The organism is Pseudomonas sp. X4 (assembly GCF_040784925.1).
GTDB classification, from domain to species: Bacteria; Pseudomonadota; Gammaproteobacteria; order Pseudomonadales; family Pseudomonadaceae; genus Aquipseudomonas; species Aquipseudomonas putida_Z.
Genome location: NZ_CP160798.1, coordinates 346,963 through 368,426, shown reverse-complemented (window position 1 = coordinate 368,426; position 21,464 = coordinate 346,963). Strand labels below are relative to the sequence as shown.

17 protein-coding genes are annotated in these 21,464 nt (G+C 53.8%); 15 read left to right on the top strand and 2 right to left on the bottom strand.

Annotated features, from left to right (window positions below; translation table 11 throughout):
• Window positions 1-17: 17 nt before the first annotated feature.
• Window positions 18-968, bottom strand: a complete 951-nt coding sequence (locus ABX298_RS01615) for a hypothetical protein (protein ID WP_367394013.1) — start codon at window positions 966-968, stop codon at window positions 18-20.
• A 282-nt stretch (window positions 969-1,250) separates the two neighbouring features.
• Here ABX298_RS01615 and ABX298_RS01610 point away from each other — a divergent pair, with 282 nt between their 5' ends.
• The 4 genes from ABX298_RS01610 (at window position 1,251) to ABX298_RS01595 (ending at window position 5,378) form a co-directional block, all read left to right on the top strand.
• Complete coding sequence (locus ABX298_RS01610) at window positions 1,251-2,099, top strand: hypothetical protein (RefSeq protein ID WP_367394012.1); 849 nt, start codon at window positions 1,251-1,253, stop codon at window positions 2,097-2,099.
• 79 nt (window positions 2,100-2,178) lie between these two features.
• Window positions 2,179-2,529, top strand: coding sequence for a hypothetical protein (locus ABX298_RS01605; RefSeq protein WP_367394011.1), 351 nt, complete (start codon window positions 2,179-2,181; stop codon window positions 2,527-2,529).
• Window positions 2,530-2,653: 124 nt separating this feature from the next.
• On the top strand, window positions 2,654-4,231 hold the full coding sequence (locus ABX298_RS01600; protein ID WP_367394010.1) for a hypothetical protein: 1,578 nt from the start codon (window positions 2,654-2,656) through the stop codon (window positions 4,229-4,231).
• Window positions 4,232-4,469: 238 nt separating this feature from the next.
• Window positions 4,470-5,378, top strand: coding sequence for a restriction endonuclease (locus ABX298_RS01595; RefSeq protein ID WP_367394009.1), 909 nt, complete (start codon window positions 4,470-4,472; stop codon window positions 5,376-5,378).
• Between the two features lie 140 nt (window positions 5,379-5,518).
• On the opposite strand, the gene ABX298_RS01590 is transcribed toward ABX298_RS01595, so the two are convergent.
• Window positions 5,519-5,968 (bottom strand): helix-turn-helix domain-containing protein, encoded by a 450-nt coding sequence (locus ABX298_RS01590; protein ID WP_367394008.1) that lies wholly within the window; start codon window positions 5,966-5,968, stop codon window positions 5,519-5,521.
• 236 nt (window positions 5,969-6,204) lie between these two features.
• Between ABX298_RS01590 and ABX298_RS01585 the strand changes: the two genes are divergently transcribed.
• The 11 genes from ABX298_RS01585 (at window position 6,205) to ABX298_RS01535 (ending at window position 21,129) form a co-directional block, all read left to right on the top strand.
• Complete coding sequence (locus tag ABX298_RS01585) at window positions 6,205-6,933, top strand: metallophosphoesterase (RefSeq protein ID WP_367394007.1); 729 nt, start codon at window positions 6,205-6,207, stop codon at window positions 6,931-6,933.
• A gap of 615 nt (window positions 6,934-7,548) precedes the next feature.
• A complete protein-coding gene (locus ABX298_RS01580) occupies window positions 7,549-8,076 on the top strand; it encodes an HAD domain-containing protein (protein ID WP_100414166.1) in 528 nt (175 codons plus the stop codon).
• Between the two features lie 180 nt (window positions 8,077-8,256).
• Window positions 8,257-11,010: a UvrD-helicase domain-containing protein gene (locus ABX298_RS01575; protein WP_367394006.1), complete on the top strand. Its 2,754-nt coding sequence runs from the start codon at window positions 8,257-8,259 to the stop codon at window positions 11,008-11,010.
• A gap of 577 nt (window positions 11,011-11,587) precedes the next feature.
• Entirely contained in the window at window positions 11,588-11,941 is a 354-nt protein-coding gene (locus tag ABX298_RS01570; protein ID WP_367394005.1) for a hypothetical protein, read from the top strand.
• Between the two features lie 39 nt (window positions 11,942-11,980).
• Complete coding sequence (locus tag ABX298_RS01565) at window positions 11,981-12,190, top strand: hypothetical protein (RefSeq protein ID WP_100414163.1); 210 nt, start codon at window positions 11,981-11,983, stop codon at window positions 12,188-12,190.
• Window positions 12,191-12,609: 419 nt separating this feature from the next.
• A complete protein-coding gene (locus ABX298_RS01560; protein ID WP_100414162.1) occupies window positions 12,610-13,821 on the top strand; it encodes an ABC-three component system protein in 1,212 nt (403 codons plus the stop codon).
• A 3-nt stretch (window positions 13,822-13,824) separates the two neighbouring features.
• Window positions 13,825-14,310 (top strand): three component ABC system middle component, encoded by a 486-nt coding sequence (locus ABX298_RS01555; protein ID WP_367394004.1) that lies wholly within the window; start codon window positions 13,825-13,827, stop codon window positions 14,308-14,310.
• Complete coding sequence (locus ABX298_RS01550; protein ID WP_367394003.1) at window positions 14,307-16,247, top strand: DUF3732 domain-containing protein; 1,941 nt, start codon at window positions 14,307-14,309, stop codon at window positions 16,245-16,247. The genes ABX298_RS01555 and ABX298_RS01550 overlap by 4 nt, the downstream gene beginning before the upstream one ends.
• A 371-nt stretch (window positions 16,248-16,618) precedes the next feature.
• A complete protein-coding gene (locus tag ABX298_RS01545; RefSeq protein ID WP_367394002.1) occupies window positions 16,619-18,085 on the top strand; it encodes an NAD-dependent succinate-semialdehyde dehydrogenase in 1,467 nt (488 codons plus the stop codon).
• 16 nt (window positions 18,086-18,101) lie between these two features.
• Window positions 18,102-19,508: an aspartate aminotransferase family protein gene (locus ABX298_RS01540; protein WP_367394001.1), complete on the top strand. Its 1,407-nt coding sequence runs from the start codon at window positions 18,102-18,104 to the stop codon at window positions 19,506-19,508.
• Between the two features lie 163 nt (window positions 19,509-19,671).
• Window positions 19,672-21,129, top strand: coding sequence for an amino acid permease (locus ABX298_RS01535; RefSeq protein ID WP_367394000.1), 1,458 nt, complete (start codon window positions 19,672-19,674; stop codon window positions 21,127-21,129).
• Window positions 21,130-21,464: the final 335 nt, after the last annotated feature.

Genomic DNA, 21,464 nt, shown 5'->3' with positions numbered 1-21,464 from the left:
CAAACTGCGCTGAGGTTTCAGGTGCGCGAAACAAACGGATCAGCATCTGCCCAGCTGTCCATGGTTTTCGAAATCTCCCGCCAGTGTTGTCGGAGATTCGGTAGGTGCTTGGATGTTACCCAAGGCGAGTCGAGGTGCTCCAGGGGGTCGAAGGTTGTGGTTGCCACGATCGTGCCGAAGGCGTTGTCGTAGAACACGTTTGTGGCGATCCAGTTGGTCACGGAGATGATGATCTTCAGCGCTTCATCGACATCTTCATACGTGACGTTGGGGATGGCACCTGAGCTTTCGCTGAGCCGCTCAGCGTGGGCTATGGACTTGCTAGCCAGCGTTTGGACACGCGTAATGCAAGGGCTTTTCAGAGCCTCTCTTAGCGCCTCGAAGAGTGCTAGCTCGATTGTGTCGCCACGCTTTTGCTTCTGTGGGTTTCCGCATAGTGTGTCGAAGACCTCGTGCATCCGTTTGGAGGTTGACCAGGCGTCTGGGCCGAAATTGCTCAACCACCGAATCGTTCCCGAAGGCACCTCTTCCTGAGCCTTCAACCGATCCCGAACGGCCTCAAAATCGTATGGTAGCGCGTCGTAGCAGATGAACAGCTCGCGAGTGAGTAGCTCAGGACGTTTCTCTACGCGTTTGATGAGATTCCAGACCGAGTCTGTCTGGGGATCGCGATCTACCAGCTTGCGGATGCCGAGCGTCATGATGTTCGCGTAGCCCGCGACGATGAGCTCCCACATCGGCCCGTTTACTCCGCGATCGGGCTCAAGCCGGCGCGCTTCGTTGAGCGTTCTGAACACAGCGGTGTGCCATGCCAAGTCATGCACCTGATTAGCGATCGACGTGCCGCTGTCGCCGTAGATTCGCTCCAGGCAGGCATCTCGAAACTTGCGGTACTCGCTGATTCGCTTCTTGGTCTTCTCATCGAATTTGCAGTCATCGATCGAGTACCGATACCCCGTGTCGCTCATGATTTTCCGGCCTCCTAGCTGCCCGTAGCAAAAAAGTGAAGTCAAAAATCAGGCGCCAATAATTCTTGCATTCCAACTGGGCAGATTGCCATTATTCCCGCCAGGCCTGTGTGGATTGAAGGCTCTAGAAAGGGATTTTGAAGGTTTTTTCATGACTGCTGAGCATTGTGAAGCGGCGTTGCTAGGGGAGATGCATAGACATCCGGCTAGTCGATGCATTGTGCATCCCTCAATGAAGCCCATTGGCATTCCAACGGCAACGATAGACGAAAGGAAAAAGCATTGAACGTATTCAGCACACTCGAAAATCCAGGGCTCCCAATTCCTTTGACCCAGGTGAGCTACAACAAAAAGACCAGCAGAGAAGCACCCTACGTCATTCGCAACGGGGATGAGGTGAAATCGTTCGCGCTGTGCCCTGCGTGCCGCAACCCTACGCTGTTGGTCAACCGCCTTGTATCTACAACCAACGCCGAGGTTTTGTATGCAAAGCATACAGGCTACTCGGTCGCGGGCCTGGCTAACTACAACCAGGCAGCTTATGAAGAGTGCCCGTTCCACAACCCGGAACGCTTTGATAGCAACGCGCGACGAACCAGTAGAGAACGCAATGACGAAATCCGTGACGCTTTGCTCAATCACATTCACCTGGTGGTTAAGGAGATTGAGCGAGCGACTGGCATTACGTTGATTGACAGCATCATCGAATCGATGCTTGAAGACTTCGGCGGTAATCAGGGCTACCAGTACAAGGCGATCACGCTTTACAACCTGCCGTTCGGATTTGCCTACATGACGGAGGCTCAAGATATGTACGGCTGTAAGGTGGATAGCCCCCTTGCGGAGCAAATCAATAAGAAGTCAGTGGGGTTTGAGGTTAAGGGTTATCAAACGGTGTATCGCAAAAAAGGTGTTTCAGGCAGCGACCTGCGCTTTTACTTCAACAACCATCGGCTTGGTGAGGGCGCATCTGGTAAGGACTCAATTGATTTAGTAATTGTCGAGATTGACAGGGCCTCAAGCGGTTCGAAAGTTATTGTTCAAAGGCGCATGGAATTTGATAGTGCTTACTTCTTCAATACCTACATGCGGCGGGAACGCCTACGCTTGCTTGCGCTGAAGCACCTGTAAACTCTCGCTTATCGGTTTGTTGAGGGCTGTAGTCAATTTTGAAAGGTCAAATAGGTATTAAACAATTCAAGGAGGTTCAGTGATTCACTCAAGTCCAGAAGATGCAATTGCCGCTGAGTATTTTTCTCAAGCGAATGGCACAGCAGCGATTTTGCTTTTGTCTCTAGGCTATACATCTTTGCAGTTTGAGCATCCGGAGCCTTTCGCAATAGGGGCACTAATCATCAGTGTGCTCTGGTTGTTTTCAGTGGGAGGCCCTTATAGAGCGATTGTTAAGTACTATCTGCCCAAAGGCGTGTCGATGTGGCGTTGGCTCGCTGTCGTATGGCATCTGAAGGTATTTCTGTTTGCGGTGGTATTCATTCTGTTCATTGCGGGAGGAATGAAGGTCAACGATATCTATTCCTGCTTGGGACTCATCCAAGAGTGAGCCCAGATTTTTCAGCGGCGCTGATTCAACGTCTCAAGGAGGTGCAGGCCAGACCGGCCAAATCTTTTATCTATGGGCTTTAGTGCCATAGAATCCGCTCAACCTAGCCTACCGAGTTGATTCCTTGACCATTGATAAACCACTGCAATCTCAGAAACTGAGTCGTCGTGACGACTTTCCGGAGCGCGTAAAGCGAGTGCTCAGAGAGCGTGTGGCAGGAGTGTGTTCCAACCCGGACTGCCGCACTCCCACCTACGGGCCGAAGGGTGCTGACAAGTCATTTCATATTGGCCACGCTGCACACATCTGCGCAGCGGCGCCAGGAGGCCCGCGCTACGACGAGCATATGACCTCAGAGGAGCGGCGCAGCTTTGATAATGGCATCTGGGTATGCAGTGGGTGCAGCCCTAAGATCGACGGCGACCCTTTGAGTTTTCCGAAAGAGTTGCTCCGCGAGTGGAAAACCATCGCGGAGGCGAAAGCGAGAAAGGAACAGGGGCGACGGCCAGCCATCGATGATGTGAAGGAGATGCTCCAGCAGGCTCTCGCCGCTCAGAATCAGAAATCTTTGGCGACCTCGGTGTCGGAGGCTATTTACGCTCAAAAGCGCTCTCTTGAAGCCCTAGACTCAAGGTTCGAGGTCATTCCTTCCTGGCAGCATGGTGTAACGAGCTTTGAGCTCATGCCACGTGAGACGGTAAATACCCGTTGGCAGTTCGAAACCGACAGACACCCCGGCTACAGGGCTGGCCTGCTTTCACTCATCGAGCACGGGCGACCATTCGAATTTGATGTGAAGCATGCCAGGGTTGAAGGCTCACCGCTGCTTGAAAGGTTATTGGCGACTGAAGGCGGTAAAGTAGTGGTCACTCCCGGCAGTATTCCCGCGAGTGTTCAGCTAGTCGTGAAACATTCGGATTTGGACATCACTGAGGTCTTGGTTGAGGTGCAAGGCCAGCTCGTTCATGGAACAAAGAGCGCTACGTTCGATGGCGCAGGGATGGGTGGCTGCCTGAAGCTGTCCGTGCCCATCAGTCTCACAGGCGCAGATCGATCAAGCGCCATAACCTTAGGAATTGATGTAAGCAGCTGGGAGGGGCTGCCAGTGAGTGCTCTGCCATATCTTCCAAAATTGCTAAAGATCTATCAGAGGCTTATGCGTTCGCCTGAGCTGCGCTTGGTGGTAGAGGTGAATGGCCAGGAGTGCTGGGAGGCCAGTTGTGGATCGCAGAGTCACGTAGAGCACATTCGAGAGACCTACCGTTTCCTTAAAATCGCTTCTGCAATCCGTCAGCTTTCCATGGCTTTCATGCCATCGATCCGCTGGAGCTTTGACAAGATCGATGACATGAGTCCGGTAGGAGAGATCCTAGAGGCTCAGGCCATCCTAAATGGCGTTGCCGCTCTGGATGTTTCGGCGATGCCAGGCAGTCTAGGATTCACTACAACTGACCCCGAAAGCTTTCGGACGATGAAGAACTTCCCCAGCGACAAAGCCACCGACTTCATGTTCGTTGAGCGGACAGGAAAGGTGCTGTTGCTGTTTGGCGTGCCGTGCCGTTTGCCGAAGCAGAAAATCAAGATCGATTGTGCATTTTTGGCATTTAAAGGTGGTCGCAGAGTAAGTGCCTCTGAGTACAGCGGAAAGATTCAATTTAAACCTGGCCAGGATTTTTCAATCAGTAAACTTTTTGTCGAGTAGATTAGCAACAGCGTTTATGAGGCGTTGCTTAGCCATGAGCGGAGGATCTTCAGCTTCTTCTTTACCTAACAATTCATGAGAATGCCAGTGCTTTGGTCTCAAGCTGGTTCAATGCTTCGGATAGATTCCACACTGGCTCGGGACGAGCAGCACCTAGCGTGTGGGTAGTAAAGAGGTGTAGTTAGGAGCAGCGTCTGCCTCTACACTGAACATCCCTAGGACGTGTGTGGGCTGCTCCATGAGTTTTCCATCCGACATCAAGCTTGCCATGCGGCAATGCATCCTTAACCTGCTCTGGCCAAAAGACGACATCGTCAGTTTTTTTGAAAGCAACAGCTGCACGAAGGCTGACATCAAGGCGCTCGGTGACTACAAAGCGCTTTCCCGCTCGGCGATCATTGACGCGATGTTTGGCCACCTGAGCCAAAAGCCAGATGAAGGGCTTGGTCAGTTCAGGGCCATGCTGCAAACGCTGGTCACATGGACGCATTTCGACGATTACTACTTTGATCGCTTGCAGAAGCTTGATCGCACGCAGGCTAAGAATGCGATCACACACCTCAAGCAGTTGCAGGAGATCCGCGACCATAAACTTCAGGAGCTCCGGAGGGAGCGGGAGCGGCGTGAGTCAGAAATCCGGACAGCTAAATCAACTCTGCCTGACCTCAAAAAACAGTTCCTTTCGCTGCTCCAAGGCGAGGAGACAGGAAGCAAGCGAGGGTACGCGTTGGAACGCATTCTTCATGAGCTCGCTCGCGTCTCATCGCTGGAAGTGACGGAAGCATTTCGAGAAAGGGGTGAGCAGATCGACGGAGCGGTCAAATACGACGGGGAGCACTACCTCATCGAGGCGAAGTGGCAGGATAAGGCAGCCGCCAATGAATCAGTCTACCAGTTTGCGGGCAAGGTTGAGGGGAAGATGTACGGTCGAGGCCTGTTCATCTCAATCCACGGCTTTAGCGAGCACGTTGTGAACTCACTGATTGCTGGAAAGGCAATCAAGACTGTGTTCATCGACGGAGCTGATCTCATACTGGTCTTGGAGGAGTGGCTGACGTTCACGCAGATGCTGGACTGCAAAATCAAGGCTGCTCAAACGCGAGGTCTGATCTACGTCGACGGCATGACCGGCAAGGCGAAGCTCTAGCTCCCGCAGTCAAGCGCTAGCAAAGCTCCCAAAATGGCTTCGCACGATTGCTAGTCGTCAATCTGCGACCCCGCGCTCATCTCATTCCAGCGCTGCATCAGGGGTGAAGCGAGGTACACCTTGGACGGTGGTTTCGGCACCTATTTCCTTAGGTGCTTACTCACCGTCTCGCGCGATACCCCAAGCCGCCTGGCCGCCTCCGCTTGTGAAAGGCCTTCTCCCATCAGCCGCACAATATCTTCCTTGAGCGCTGCCGCTTTCGCTTTGACCGGATGCGGAACGGCCATGGGTTCCTGAGGAACCTGCTCGTCCAGTAGGTCGGCAGCTGCTAGATCCTCATGCAGGAAGTTCAGGATTTCCCGCGCGCTTTTGCCCTCTTGGGAGGCATAGGTCAGCGCCAGAAGGGATAGAGGATGAAGCTTCAGCTCGCGGGCCAGCTCATCGCTGACTTCCAAGGTCACCGCGTTAGCAGCGGCTTCCAATTTGCTCACGTACGCCTGATCGCGTTGCCCTGCGAGCTCGCGTTGCGAAAGCTGCCGGCGCATACGAAGAAATTTCAGTGCTGACGCGAAGGCTGTACGTAGGGACATAGAGACGTTCCAGTAAACGGAACGATATGTCGAATTTGCCATGTCAGAGGCAAATGCATATAGTCATTAAGTATTGGCGTTCAGGCCGGTTTGGCCCAAGCCGGCTAGGCCATGGGTATCGAAGCCCTCAATCAATTTAGGCATAAATCGAAGCTGTCTGGCCGGGCTCGGACAAAGGGCGATTTTGCCGCTAGCAATCCCAGGCAAAGCTGCCTCCACCCATTTGGAGTCAAAACGTGAAGTTATTGATTTACTCGGATCTGCACTTGGAGTTTGCGGATTTCGAGCCGCCTGATGTGAGGCCTGATTTGGTGATCCTGGCCGGCGACATCTCCACTCGTGCTCGGGGGGTGATCTGGGCCTGCTATGCCTTCGAGTGTCCTGTTTTATATGTCGCTGGCAACCATGAGTATTACCAAGGCCACATGGATGCGACGTTCAAGCAAATGCAGGAAGCCGCATCTCCTCATGTGCATGTTTTGAATAACGCTTGCTACGTTCTAGACGGAGTACGATTTTTGTTAACCACGGGTTGGACAGACTTCACGTCTACGGGAGATAGGCCTGCGGCGATGCGCATCTGCAGCGAATGGATGACGGACTACCAGGCCATTCGCACGGGTGAAGAGTATCGCCGACTGCGCCCGAGCGACGTTGTGAATCGTAACCACAAGGCACGCGACTTCCTCGCGCGCGAGCTCGCTGTGCTCTATGAGGGTAATACAGTGGTGATCACGCACCATTGCCCAGTGCCGGAGGTGGCTGGAGACAAGCATGATGGGCATCTGTTGGCTGCATATACCAACCAATGGCATTACCTGGTTGATCGGGCAGACGCGTGGGTTCTTGGTCACACGCATCAGTTCGTTGATACGCATATTGGCGACTGTCGAGTGATCTCCAATCCGAGGGGCTATCCGTCTGAACACACCGGCTTCGTCCACGACTTCACTATCGAGCTATGAGCCTGAGGTCGATCAGGATGTGGCGTATTCCAAGCAAGCCGAGCGAGCGTGACCCCATTACAGAGTCGTTGAGAGCGCTAAAAACACTGAGGTGTGAGCATGGACGCGTGTCTGTGGATCCGCTGGAGGTCATCGATCGTCCTGGTTACCGGGAAGCGCGAGCAGCAGCGGCTCGGCTGATCCACGACTTGGGGCGTGGGCTGACATTCAGCAGCGACGAGGCAAGAGGCCTGGCGAAGGCACGATTTCCATTAAAACCATACTGCTTGGTCAAAGATTGGATGGTGTTGCGTCTGAAGCTGAATGACGAACAACAGGCAAGAGTTGAAGCAGCAGGTTGCCTTCCGCTTGTCTTGTTTGCTTTCAGTGTCGTCGAAGACAGTCGAGGACATTCTCAGCCGGGCCACTGGGTGCGTAGCAGCATGTGTCGTAGCTTCACGGAGGGAGTTTTTTTTGAAACGCGGAATACCACGTATGTGTTGGTGGGCGCAGGTGATGAGAGTGAGTCCAGTCTAGAGGCAGCGTCTCTTTCTTCTGAGGCAGCAGTGTTCAAATTCCTGACTCCAGCTTCCTGTACTGCGGCTGGTCGATGGCCAAGGACGATTGGAGTGCGTCATGACCCTCTCAGTGAGACCGCATGTGATTAGGCCAGATGATGTCGTTTTATTTCTTGATTTCGATGGTGTTTTGCATCCTGACGCGACCTTTCGAACCAAGCAAGGAATTGAACTGAGGGCCCCTGGAGAGCTGATGATGCATGCGGGAATTCTCCACGATATTTTGCGAAACATTCCAGAGGTTAAGATCTGCTTGTCCACTTCGTGGGTTCGTATGCTTGGGTATCGGAGGGCGCGGGCCGCGTTGCCGGCAGAATTGCAGGTTCGAACAGTATCAGCGACCTGGCATTCGCGGATGCGGGAAACCGCCAGAGAAGGGTATGACCTGTTTAGTCGCTACGAGCAGATTTGCGGGGCTGTAACTCGCTCAGGGGTCACGCGTTGGGTCGCAATCGACGATGATCCGGAGTTTAGTTGGCCGGCCAACGATGAAAGGCTAGTGAGATGTGACTCCCAGCGTGGGCTGGGTAGTGAGTCGACACAATCCGAACTGCGAACCAAGCTCAAGTTCCTCGAATGTCGGTAGGCGCGGGCGATGGTAGAAAATTCGGCTCGGAGGCAACGTTGCCTTCCTTCTGGGGTGGCGGCGCTAAGGATGGGGCGCCGAGGGGGATTGAGCGCATTGAGGGAAGATGCGGGGGATCGGCTTCAGCTCGGGAGACTTTGCTAGACTCCCTGCCTTTTGCACCTCGGCTGGAAAACGATAATGGAATGGCATCCCTCCCTATGGGCCCGGCTCTTCGGGAAAGCCCGACCCTGGCAACTGAAGTTCGACAAAGACCAGTTGGTTGTCTCAGTCGATGGCCAAGCCCATACCGTCCTTCCAGAAGTCTTCTCCACGCTCAAATTTGATCGCCGTCTGCTCTGGACGAACGTGAAACTGTGGGTAGGCTATGAATTGAAGTTGGTTGGTCTCTCGCATGCCGCGCGCACCGCGCTGGATGAGCAGCTACACGCTGCCTCCAGCAGGCACCAGTTCCGGGAACTCTACGCGCAGATCATCAACTGGCTGAAAGAGGTCGATCAGGTGGGAGCAGCCGCAGATGCGCAGCATCGGTGGTTCACGCACGACATGCAGCGTGAGCTCCTTACGAAGAGAGCTGCACTGGGTATAGATCCCGCGAAACTCAAAGCGCTGTTCGATTCGTCAGTCATCCAGACCGCCATGGGTGACAACAAGCCACGCGTGCAGGCCCGGCTGAGCCAGTGGTCACAAGACTGGCTAGAGCAGTGGAAGGCCCGCAACGAAGCGCACCTCGCGCGCGAACTGGAGGTCTGCGAAGACCTGCTGAGCAACGTTGAGACCCGCCCGCTGAATCATGAGCAAGCCCAGGCGGCGGTCTGCTTCGATAATCGAGTTCAGCTCATCGCCTCGGCAGGTTCGGGCAAGACGTCAACGATGGTGGCTAAGGCGATTTATGCCGTTCACCGGGGGATAGTTGCCCCTCCTGAAATCATCATGCTTGCCTTCAACAAGGACGCAGCAGAGGAGCTGCAGGTCAGAGCAGCGCAGTCCCTGGAGCGCCTGCAGATGCCAGGCATCACCATCCAGGCAATGACGTTTCACTCATTGGGTCTGGACATCATTGGCGGCGCGACTGGCAAGAAGCCCAGCGTGCCGAAATGGGCCACAAAGACAGATCTCGGCTTGGAAAAGCTCGGCGAAATCGTCGATGGTTTGAAGGATGGATCCGAGGAATATCGCACCAAGTGGGACATGTTCCGGCTGGTGTTCGGTCGAGATCACTCCCATGCAGTGCTCCGAGACATCGCCGAGGCATTCGACCGGGAGGGCGACGCAAAACTGATCACCTTGAACGGTGATCACGTTGCGAGTCAGCAGGAGCGGCTGATTGCTAACTGGCTTTTCTACAACGGCGTTGAGTACGTGTACGAGCGCCCCTACGAGCACGACACCGCCACTGCTCAGCGCCGCCAGTATTCGCCTGATTTTTACTACCCCGCGATCAACCTCTACCACGAGCATTTCGCCTTTGATGCCGACGGTCAGGCCCCTGAGCATTTTCAGAATTACGCGGAGGATGCGCAGTGGAAGCGCGATACCCATGCCGCCTATGGAACTGCGCTCATTGAGTCCACCTCGCACCAGGTCAATACCGGGGAAATCTTCGCGCACCTGACCCACGAGCTGACATCGCGGGGGGTGAAGTTTGACCCAAATCCCGATCGTCCGGTACCCAAGTCGGGTCTCGTTCCCCTGGAACACCTTGATATGCTCAAGGTGCTTCGCTCGTTCATTTCGCACTACAAGAGCAACAGCCTCACCGCTGAAAAGCTCTATGAGCGCTACGACGCGCTGCCCATGCGTGTCTTCAAGTACCGCTACAAGATGTTCTTGGAGCTAGCCGTGCCCGTCATCGATGGTTGGGACAAAGCCTTAGAGGCTGATCGAGGAATCGATTTCGAGGACATGATCAACTTGGCTGCCGAGCATCTGGAGCGCGGCTATCCGTCCCCGTACAAGCTAGTGATGGCCGACGAATACCAAGATGCTTCTCGCGCACGAGCGCGTCTATGCAGGGCCCTGGTACAGAAACCACACTGCCATCTGTTTGCGGTTGGTGATGATTGGCAATCGATCAACCGTTTTGCCGGTGCCGATGTGTCCGTGATGACAGGTTTCATCGATTGGTACGGTCATGGCCAGGTATTTCACCTTGAGAACACTTATCGCTGCCCACAAGCTATCTGCGACGCTTCCAGCCGGTTCGTGACCAAGAATCCTGTCCAGCTCCGCAAAACTGTTATTTCTGTCACCCCGCCGATTGGCTCTGCGTTCCAAGCGTTCCAAGTGGCAGGCAAAGACGAGATCAAGGACGCTATTCGTCAGTACCTGGATAACCTCTACCAAGGACTCTCAAACGACTCCATTCCCTCTCCAGATGGACGCCTAGTATCAGTATTCATCCTCGGGCGTTACAAGATCGATGAGTTCTTCGTGCCAGCAGGGTGGCGGCAGCGCTACGGCGACCGCCTGGAGATTCGTTTCAAAACCATCCACACCTCGAAGGGTGACCAGGCTGATTACGTGATTCTGCCGGGCATGATGGTTCGGGGTTTCCCAAGCCTGAAGGGTGACGATCCGGTCTTTGGATTGGTGATGCCCGAGGGTGATGGATACCTGCATGCCGAGGAGCGGCGGTTGTTCTACGTTGCGCTCACTCGCGCAAGACGCTCGGTGATCATGTACACCGTGACCGCCCGCAATTCACCCTTCCTTACGGAGCTCGTCACTGACGGTGTCGTCGCCATCACTGACATTGAGGGAGAACCGATTCGAGAGGAGCGATGCCCGGTCTGCAAGCATGGTGTTCTGATTCAGCGAACGGGCAAGTTTGGGGATTTCACATCGTGCTCGGGTTTCCCCCGCTGCAAGTACAAGCCCAAAAAAACCAAAGCCAAGGAAGCCCCCGCTCATGCACCGAGACCGTGCCGATGACCGAGGTGAATGCGGTAAGTGCGATCGCACGAGATCGGGCAGCATGGTTAGCTTGAGGTCTTAGAACCGACGAGAGTGATTTTTGAGCTGTCACGAACCCCTCCAGAGACTGCTGGGGTAATGCTAGAAATTCTTGGATGACGACGGCCAACTGGAAACACGGCCAAAATGGCAACGTGAGAAAGTACGGGGTCAAAACTGCCGTTTGCTGGCGTTTATGTCGTGCGCCAATTATCAAAATGAGACAATTATTTTATAAATGCGACAACGTGTTGCCCCTTGCTCTGTCATTTTTTCAAAAAAAATGGAGTTAGATATTTGAGACCAAGAAAAAGCAGCGTTGACCGATCCAGCGCATTTTTCCCAATTTTATGGGGTCTTTTTGATCCTGCTTTGCTCTTCTCGGGTAGGTAAAAATAGCTCAGCCGCCCGGCAGGGTGGCTTGGGAGCGTCGTGCCTTTCGACCTTTAGGTCGCTGCTTTTCTTTTGGCTTCAAATAACTATGCCCCCATTCAAAAAAAATGACCGGCCTAGCCATGCAAAATAGATACTTCGATCAAGCCTTGGGAGGGCATTTTTGGATCTGCTTTTGGAGCAGGAAATCTGGCGTTCAGCGCAGGCAGCGCTAGGGCAGCAGACGCTCGAAGAATTGCTTGAGAAGGCGGTCGGCGCGTACCGTCGAAGCCCCGGCTATTCTCCTTCGACGCGGCTGCATGAAAACTTGATTGGCCCGAAGGTTTTGCGTTTTCTGTCACGCGATAGACACGGCGGACAGCGTCCACAGGTAGCTGCTGTTGCGCCTGGCTACGTCGAAGTCAGGATGGCGTTCAGGGGGCATTTGGGGCGATATCTGTTGCGACACCTGGTGGAATCCTCACTTGCCTCTGAGGCACTGATGGAGGCGCATTTGGCATTTGAAATTGGCATCTGAAGGGGCCGAGGTGGCCAGAAACTGCGTCTGGAGATGAACATGAAGAAAACGATGCAGCAGATCATGGAGGAAGGTGAGCCGCTGATGCAGTGTGCCATCGAAGCGCTACGGGCTTATCACACGGCACAAAGCGACGGTCGGCCTGCTGATGAGATCGAGCGCCTGCGGCTGGATGCTGAGGTCAAATTCAAGCGGACTAGCGACTATCAGCTGACGGCCTTGAACCAGATGCTGCACACCTTCCACTAGATCGTGCTTTCTCGGGTGTCGGCTTCCTCCAGCGCTGCTGCCAGTGTTTCCAGTGCATCCCGAAGCCGACGGTCTTCTCTTGGGTCACCGCTAGCGGGGATGAAGGTTTGGCAGTGTCGGAGCAAGGCATCGCGGTCGTTTTGATTCAGGTCTAGCTCAACCAGCATGGCTATCTCCGGCTACAGAATTGCCAAGCCTATCAGCTGCATCGTGGTGAGTGCAGGCCTCTTGATCGGCCGCTGCAGCGGTATTTGGACGACCCCCGACCATTCTCTGGGCAACCTCTGAGCTGTCGCGGCGCTCTATTTCTATCGAGCGTCTGCTGCGTGCTTGCTTAGCCTCACATTCAGTAGTGGCATTCTGGTATCATTTTGCGCGCCGAAATGGATCACATGGTGTAGTGGGAGGCGCTGTAAGGGATGGAAAGCACGGACTCGAACGCGGTTCATGAAGCGACGGCTTCCGCGTTGGGATTTTATTACCAGAGCCAGTTTGCCTTGCTCACGCTGATTTCTCAGTTCGCTGATGATGCCGCTGTGGCCATTGAACGACTCGACGATGTTGAGATCACTGCGAATGGCGGCAAGCTGCTTTATCAGCTGAAGCACTCTGTTCAGGCCAGCCCGCCGCCTGTCACGCTTGCCTGTGTAGCGCTTTGGAAAACGGTGCGCGTTTGGATCGACGCCTTACCGTTGGTATCGCTTGCCGACACCACCTTCCATCTCGTAGCGGTGGGAAAAGTGCCGAGCGACTCGCCTTTGATTGCGCTGTGCGATCCAGACAAAAGTCGACAAGCGCTACTCAAGGCGATGAGTGAAGAAGCGACCCGAGTGGTCGAGGAACGCGCCGCTGCAAAAGCGGCTGGCGATAAACTGCCGCATGCAGCCCGCGCTGCGGGTTGCGAAGCATTCCTCAAGATGACTGCTACTGCCCGCCTGAGCCTGCTAAAGCGCGTCCGCATTCAACAGGAAAGCGTCACCATCGGGCAAATCCCGATTGAGGTTGCAAAGCGACTTCACATCATTCCCAAGGCGCAACGTGCCCAGGTCGCCGAGCACCTGCTGGCATGGTGGGATCAGCAAGTCGTTTATACCCTGTGCGGCAAACGTGAGCGTGTCATTCAACGCAGTGAGATGGAGCACTGCATTTCCTCGATCATCGCGCAACTGGAGGACGAGGAACTGATTGCCGATTTCGACTCGGTGGCCCATCCGGAGGATTATCAAGCGGACGGCATGCTGTATCGCCAGATTGAGCTGGTTGGCGGTAAGCCTTCTGATGTGCAGAAAGCTGTGCGGGAGGAGTGGCGGGCAAAGATGCAACGCGCGAAATGGATCGTAGATAACCCCAGCATGCGTTCGAAGATCGCGGGCTACGACTCCAAACTGACCGAACAATGGTCAGATCGACATTCGGAAATGGCTGAAGATTGCGAGGGGCTCGATGAAGGTGAGATCGAAGCGAAGGGCCTGGAACTGTTGCGCTGGTCGCACAAGGAAGCCCCGATTCAAGTCGAGCCGATTTCTCGAAGCTGGAATGGGCACTACTACGTCCGTGGCACCTACCAGGTGCTTGCGATCGATCTGCTGGTAGGTTGGCACGCTGATTACCGCAAGCGTTTGGGGAAATAAGGCATGGTGATCGCACATGATATCTATGCCGAAACGAATCCTGGCTACTGCGCTGCGCTTCTGGCCACCTTCGTTGAGGCCTACCGAAGCCGTAACGATGTCAATCCGGACATCTCGCTCTGCTACGCCGCTCTGCCACTGGCGCTGTCGGGAGACCTCGCATCGTCGTTCGATCGCACAGACCGGCGAACCGGCCTGCTGGAATGGCTACGGCGAAGCCCCGCCATTCAGATCCGCTTGGCCGATCGTGTGAATGGCTCGTTGGACATTGTCACCGAGGCAATCCGCTTTGCCTGCTTCAGCCGACTGCTGACGATCAACACAGAAGGTCGTTTGGTTGCCGGCGGATCTCCTTTGCCAAAGCAGTTCGCGAAGCAGTTCAGCGAAGAGACTCAGATAATTTTTAAGAACATTGATCGCTTGGGCTGCTGGCTAGCGTTGGCAGGATCCACAAGGACGGCATTCGACATGATGGGCCTGGAGCTATGAGCCGCTGGAATATTTCTGACATCTTCTTTATCGGCGAAGGCGGAAGGGTTCGCATCCTCGACCTGAAGCTAGGAGAGGTGAACATCATAACCGGTGCGTCCGGTACCGGTAAGTCAACCCTGATCAAGGCCATCGATTATTGCCTCGGGTCGCGCCAGTGTGAGCTGGCCGCACATGTCAGAAGGCACAGCCTGGCGGTGGGGGTTAAATGGGTGATGGGTGAGGCGCAGATGATCACGGGGCGCGTCGTTCCACCTGTGGGTCAAGGTACAAGTACCCGTATGTTCGTGAGCAACGGGCGCGATCTTCCGATCCCGAGGTCTGTGGAGGAGTTTCAAGGCGCCACTACCTTGCTTGCGGGTAAAGCCTATATTGAGCGCGCATTCGGCATCAGCGCAGTACAAGAAACTCCGGAAGACACCACGGCGCGCAAATGGCGCCCGACTCTGCGTCACGCCACGGCTTACATGTTTGTTCCCAAGGACGTGATCTACAACGAAACAGCGCTGCTTCATGGGCTTGACCAGGCTGATGAAGCGCCGGCCATCATCGAAACCATGCCGTACTTCTTGGGCGTGGTGAATGAAGACACTGTGTTGCAAGAGCGGCGTCTGCGTGACCTTCGCAAGAAGCTTGAGGGAGAAGAGCGCAAGCTCAAAACCCGTCAGGCGGCGGGCAGCGAATACAAGAAGTTCGCCATGCGTCTGTTGATGGACGCTCACCGTATTGGCTTGTGCGATATGCCATCAGACGCTGCATCTGATGCTGATCTCCAGGAGATCTTGACTGTCGTTAAGCAAACCAAACCAGGCGCCGGTAAGAACCCTGAAGAAAGTGAGCTTGCAAATCTTTATGCGCAGCGCCGCAGCCTTCTCACCGACATCGAGAATGTGCGCCGAAAGTCTCGCGCGACCCGCAAGACCTTGCAGGACATTACTGCGTTCGAAGGTTCCGTGCGTCGGCAGTACGAGAAGCTGAAGATCGCCGAGCACCTTCAGCCTGCGGCAACTGCCTGCCCGCTGTGTGATACGCCTAGCGAACGTGGCATCGAGATCGCCGAGGCCATCCACCGCTCCATGAACATCATTCGTTCAGAAACCGTGGCCGTTGAGAATGTGCGACCACGTTTCGTCGAGCATGAGGACTCCCTGCAGCTGGTGCTTTCTCGTCTGAATCTGACGCTCAACGGTGTCGATGAGCGTATCAAGACGTGGGTTCGGCAAAGTGAGGAAGCCAAGCAGTTCGAGACCGCCGCTCAACACCGCACGTTGCTGTTGGGCAAGGTTCATCAGTTCCTGGAAATGAACCCTACGACGCCGCTGCCGGGCCCCGACCTGGACGTGCTGCGTGAGCAGATCCAGGGCTTGGAAGCCCTTGTCGACAGTGACGCCAAGCAGATCCTGCTTTCGCGCGCGGAGCGCAAGATTTCCCAGTATCTCTCTGAAGCGTTCGCGGATTTGCCCACTGTCCAACCTTGTATCGGTGCCGAGCTGGAGTTTTCCGCCAAGCCTCCAGATATCGCGATCATCGAGCAGAATTCCGGTGCGGTTTTGAGGCTCCCAGATGCGGGCTCGGATGAAAACTACCTGGCCATCCACATCGCCTTGTCATTCGCGCTTCAGAAGTATCTGGCGAAGGTGAACGCGCCCGTTCCAGGGTTCCTGGCTTTCGACCAGATCAGCAGACCCTACTATCCCCAACGTGGCGATGACGAGTCGGACATCGGTGAAAACGAGGAAGTCTCGGCCATGCGTAAACACCTGGATTTCTTGTTTAATACAACAGCTGCGCAAGAGGGACTGCAGGTGTTGCTGATTGAGCATGCGTACTTCGGTGATGATTCAAGGTATGTGGCAGCCACTCGTAAGCGCTGGAACAAGATTTCGGGCGATGCCCTTATCCCACTGGACTGGCCGAGAAGACAGGACACCCAGTAATCATTTTCAAAGACCTCTGCGCATTGCCAAGCCCGCTTTTACAGCGGGCTTTTCTATTTGCATCATGACCCCAAGAAAAGGTCAGCCTCCAGCGAACGAACTCACCGTCGACTCGCTGACCAGCTGATAGGGGGAATAACCAGGCGGGCAGCTTAGATGTGATGGAGGGGCTGCCTTGCTCACCCCGGGTTCTATCGAACGATGCGTTGCTCAACCGCTCTAGAACGCGGTTTTCAATGTTTGCGCAGGAATAATGCGCACTTCACCCAAAAAAAGCATGTTTACTGCGCCAACTGCGTGAATAAGTACTATTTCGAGCGCGGCACGTGCTTAAGCTATCTACACAGAACAACACCTCTGAAGTGGTAGCTATGAAAAACCTTGCCAAGAATGCTTTGAGCCAGCTCAAACGACCAGACCTCCTGGAAACACGTGCCTATATCAATGGGGAGTGGATCGATGATGCCAATCGATTGGATGTCACTGACCCGGGTTCTGATGAAAAAATTGCAGAGGTTAGCCACTGCGATGTCATCTGGGTTGATCGTGCCGTTGAAGCTGCCAGTACCGCATTCCCTGCATGGCGCGATCTGCTACCAGTTCAGCGGGGAGCAATCCTACGAAAATGGGCAGCACTGACTCGCGAGCACGCTCAAGATCTCGCAGTGATTATGACTGCTGAACAGGGCAAGCCTCTTGCTGAGTCGGTCGGTGAAATTGCATATGGCGCTAACTTCATCGACTGGTTTGCAGCTGAAGGCGAGCGATGCTACGGCGAAACCATTCCTAGCCACCTACCTAATAGCCAACTGCTGACCAAGCTTCAGCCTATTGGCGTAACGTGTGCTATCACGCCTTGGAACTTTCCAAGTGCAATGATCACTCGTAAGGCAGCGGCGGCTTTGGCTGCGGGTTGCACGATGATTGTTAAACCCGCACCTGAGACGCCGCTGTCTGCGCTGGCTTTGGCCAAGCTCGCTGAGGAAGCCGGCATGCCGGCGGGTGTTTTCCAGGTCGTTCTTGGAGACCCAATTACACACTCGGCGCGCCTGCTGCAGAATCCTGCGGTGCGTGCTTTCAGCTTCACGGGTTCGACTGAAGTTGGGAAAATCTTGCTTAAGCAATCCGGGGACACTGTTAAGAAGGTGTCGTTGGAGCTCGGCGGCCATGCGCCCTTCATCGTATTCGAAGATGCTGCTATCGAAGAAGCTGTCAAAGGATGCATTGGCGCGAAATTTGCCACTTCTGGTCAAGATTGCTTGGGTGCCAACCGCATTTACGTGCAGCGCGCTAAGTACGAAGAATTTGTTAAGGCGTTCGGCGCGGCAACAGCTCAACTGCGCATGGGTCATGGCTTTGAAGCCGGCGTAGATATTGGCCCTATGACGCGTCCTTCGGTTGCCAAAAAATGCCATGACCACATTACCAATGCCCTGGAAAAAGGTGCTCGCCTAATAGTTGGCAGCAATGTGATCCAAGGTAACTATGTTGTTCCGACTGTGCTCGCGGATGTCACTGATGAAATGGCCATCGCGTACGAAGAAACTTTTGGCCCAGTCGCAGCGATCCTTCCATTCGATACGGAAGAAGAAGTCATCCAGCGTGCCAACAAGACTGAATACGGCCTCGCAGCCTATGTCTACACCAATGATCTGCGTAAAGCGCTGCGTCTTTCCGACAAACTGGAATACGGCATGGTGGCACTGAACACGCCAAAGTTTACCGGTGCTCCTATTCCATTTGGTGGTTGGAAGCAGTCCGGCCTGGGGCGTGAAGGTTCCAAGCACGGGCTGTCGGAGTACATGGAAATTAAATATGTCTGCTTCGGCGGCCTGTAACTCATAGGAGTCTAAAATGAACAAACAAGAACATGATCTGATCTCTGCTCAGGATCGCAATTCTGTACTTCACCCTTTCACCAACCTGAAAGACTTTGCTTCAGGAAAATTGGGTGACCCTACGATCGTCGAGACTGGCAAAGGCCTGTGCATCACTGACTCCACTGGCCGTGAGTACGTCGACGGTTTCGCAGGCCTGTACTGCATGAACGTGGGTTACGGTCGCACCGAAGTGGCTGATGCCATTTCCCGTCAAGCTCACAAGCTCGCTTACTACCACAGCTATGCAGCGCACACCACTGACGAGTTGGCACGTCTGTCCGACCGCCTGGTAAAAATGGCTCCAGGCAAGATGAGCAAAGTGTTCTACGGTCTCTCGGGTTCGGATGCTAACGAAACTCAAGCCAAGCTGGTCTGGTACTACAATAACCTGCGTGGTTTGCCGAAGAAGAAAAAGATAATCACCCGCGAGCGCGGTTATCATGGCTGCTCGGTTGTATCGGGCTCGATGACCGGCATGAGCTTCTACCACGATTACATGGATCTCCCGGTGAGCGGCATCCTGCGCACTGGCGCGCCGCATTACTACTGGGGCGCTGAGCCAGGTGAGAGCGAAGAACAATTCTCTGCGCGTCGTGCAGCGGAACTCGAAGAGCTAATTCTGCGCGAAGGCCCGGACACCATTGGCGCCTTTATCGCCGAACCTGTACTAGGTACCGGTGGTATCACACCTCCTCCAGCTGGCTACTGGGCTGCGATTCAGCCGATCCTCAAAAAGTACGACATCCTGCTGATTGCAGATGAAGTAATCACCGGCTTTGGCCGTACCGGCGCCATGTTCGGCTGCGAAAAATATGGGATCGAGCCAGACTTGATCACTGTTGCCAAAGGTCTGACTTCGGCTTACGCACCGCTATCTGCCTCTATCGTTGGTGAGAAGGTCTACAAGGTGATGGAAGAGGGGGCTGATAAGGTAGGTGCCTTCTCCCACGGCTACACCTACTCCGGCCACCCAATTGGTGTCGCTGCCGCAAACGCCGTTCTGGACATCGTCGAAGGTGAGGATATTCCTGGCAACGCGGCACGTGTGGGCGCTTACTTCCAGAAGAGCTTGAAAGAAGTATTCGAAGGTTTGCCTATCGTTGGTGAAGTGCGTGGCGTAGGTCTGATGGCCGCCCTGGAATTCGTGGCCGATCCCGCCACCAAAACCCGTCTTGACCCTGCTTTGAAGGTTGGCGCACGTGTTTCCAAGGCTGCACGCGATCTCAATCTGATTGCCCGGGCAATGCCTCACGGTGAGATTCTGGGCTTTGCTCCTCCTCTGGTCGCTACCAACAACGATATCGACAAGATTGTTGATATTGCTCAACAAGCAGTTAACAAAGTTATCAACGAGCTTACCGCAGAAGGTGCTCTGCGTTGATGATTTGAGCAGGAAAAAAATAGGGCCGGTTCCTCACCGGCCTTTTTTTCTAGCGGCTGCTAATTCGGGCTTGCTTGGTGCAGTAGGTCGTACTTCAAATGCTGAAGATTCAACTGTTTTAGCACAAAATTTATAAGACTTAAAATTGTTGATAGGTGTAACAATGGTTGATGTTGCCAAAAACGGAGTGCAGAAGGAGTCTGCCTCAGTAGAAGAGAAAGGACTGAATCGAGGCCTCTCGAATCGTCACATTCAATTCATTGCGTTAGGCGGCGCAATCGGATCTGGGCTGTTCATGGGGGCTGGTAAGACGATTAGCGTCTCCGGTACCTCTATCATTTTTACCTACATGCTGATCGGGATCGTACTTTTTTTTGTGATGAGGGCTATGGGGGAGTTGCTTCTCTCAAACCTCGAATATAAAACGTTTGCAGATTTTTGTTCAGACTATTTAGGGCCCTGGGCAGGGTTTTTCATAGGGTGGTCATATTGGTTGACTTGGGTTGTCGCCGCGACTGCTGATTCAGTTGTCATTGGTGGGTATTTTCAGTACTGGTTCCCAGACTTACCGGCCTGGGGCCCTGCACTGATAATCCTAGGGCTGTTGCTTACCCTGAACTTCCTAACGGTGAGGATGTTTGGAGAGCTAGAATTTTGGTTCTCCCTGGTGAAGGTGATTGCAGTTATAAGTTTGATCATTGTTGGTTTGGTCTTGATATCGATATCGTTCGTGTCGCCGACCGGAGTGACTGCATCATTCAATCATTTAGTGGATCGAAATGCATTCTTGCCGTTTGGTGTGAGTGGCTTCTTTGCAGGCTTCCAGATCGCAATTTTTTCATTTGCAGGTATTGAAATGATTGGGGCAACAGCGGCCGAAGCTAAAGATCCACATAAAACACTGCCCAAGGCAATCAATGCAGTGCCAATTCGGGTAATGATTTTCTACGTGCTTTCTTTGATCTGCATCATAAGCGTATCGTCATGGTATGCTGTTAGTGCGGATAAGAGCCCATTCGTCCAACTTTTCCTGCTGACTGGTTTGCCTGTCGCTGCGGGACTGATCAACCTTGTAGTAACCACTTCAGCTATTTCTGCGGCTAATAGCGGTATATTCTGTACCAGCAGGACGCTCTACGGTTTGGCTGATGCAGACCAGGCACCAAGCGCTTTCAAAGCAGTAACACGCAGGCGAGTGCCTGGCTCAAGCTTGCTGTTCTCGTGCCTCTGTATCTCTGGCGGCACCGCGATGTTGATCTTCATTCCAAGCGTGATGACGGTATTCACTATAGTAAGCACAATCGCTTCTGTCTTGCTCATCTTCATCTGGTCATTGGTGCTAATTGCTTATCTGGTCTACCGAAAGCAAAGACCAGATCTGCATAGGATCTCTACATTCAAAATGCCATTCGGCATTCCGCTCAGCTATGTCTCATTGCTATTTTTTGTGTTCGTGATGGCCTTGTTGGCATTGGAGCCCGATACTCTTTCGGCACTTTATTTCATGCCGCTTTGGTTTGGATGGCTGTCCATTGCATACTTCGTCAAGTATCGGAAGGCTTCTGATGCTAAACCAAAGTTCCATGACGCAGACTATGGACTTGATGCGGGTACAAACTAGTAATCCTATTTGAGTTCCAATTCTATTCGTTGGGTGTTTGCGCATTGAGTTAGGTCTGGTCACCCTCCTCAATGCGCGTTTTTTGTTGATGAACTTCTGGTATCCCCTTCCTCGACGGTGCCTCGCGCACCGGTTTTTCGCACGACTGGTGTTCATATCGTGCTTCCTTTTTCAATACTTCATTTTTCAACGCGCGATCTAAAAAATCAGCCGTGTAGTAGCGTGCGCCTCAATGCGCCAAAATTCATGGTTGACAGCTACTTTTAGTGGGTTTATATAGGTTGTCAATGGATATGGTGCGTCTAAAGCGCTGTATCTGATCAACCGGCTAGGAG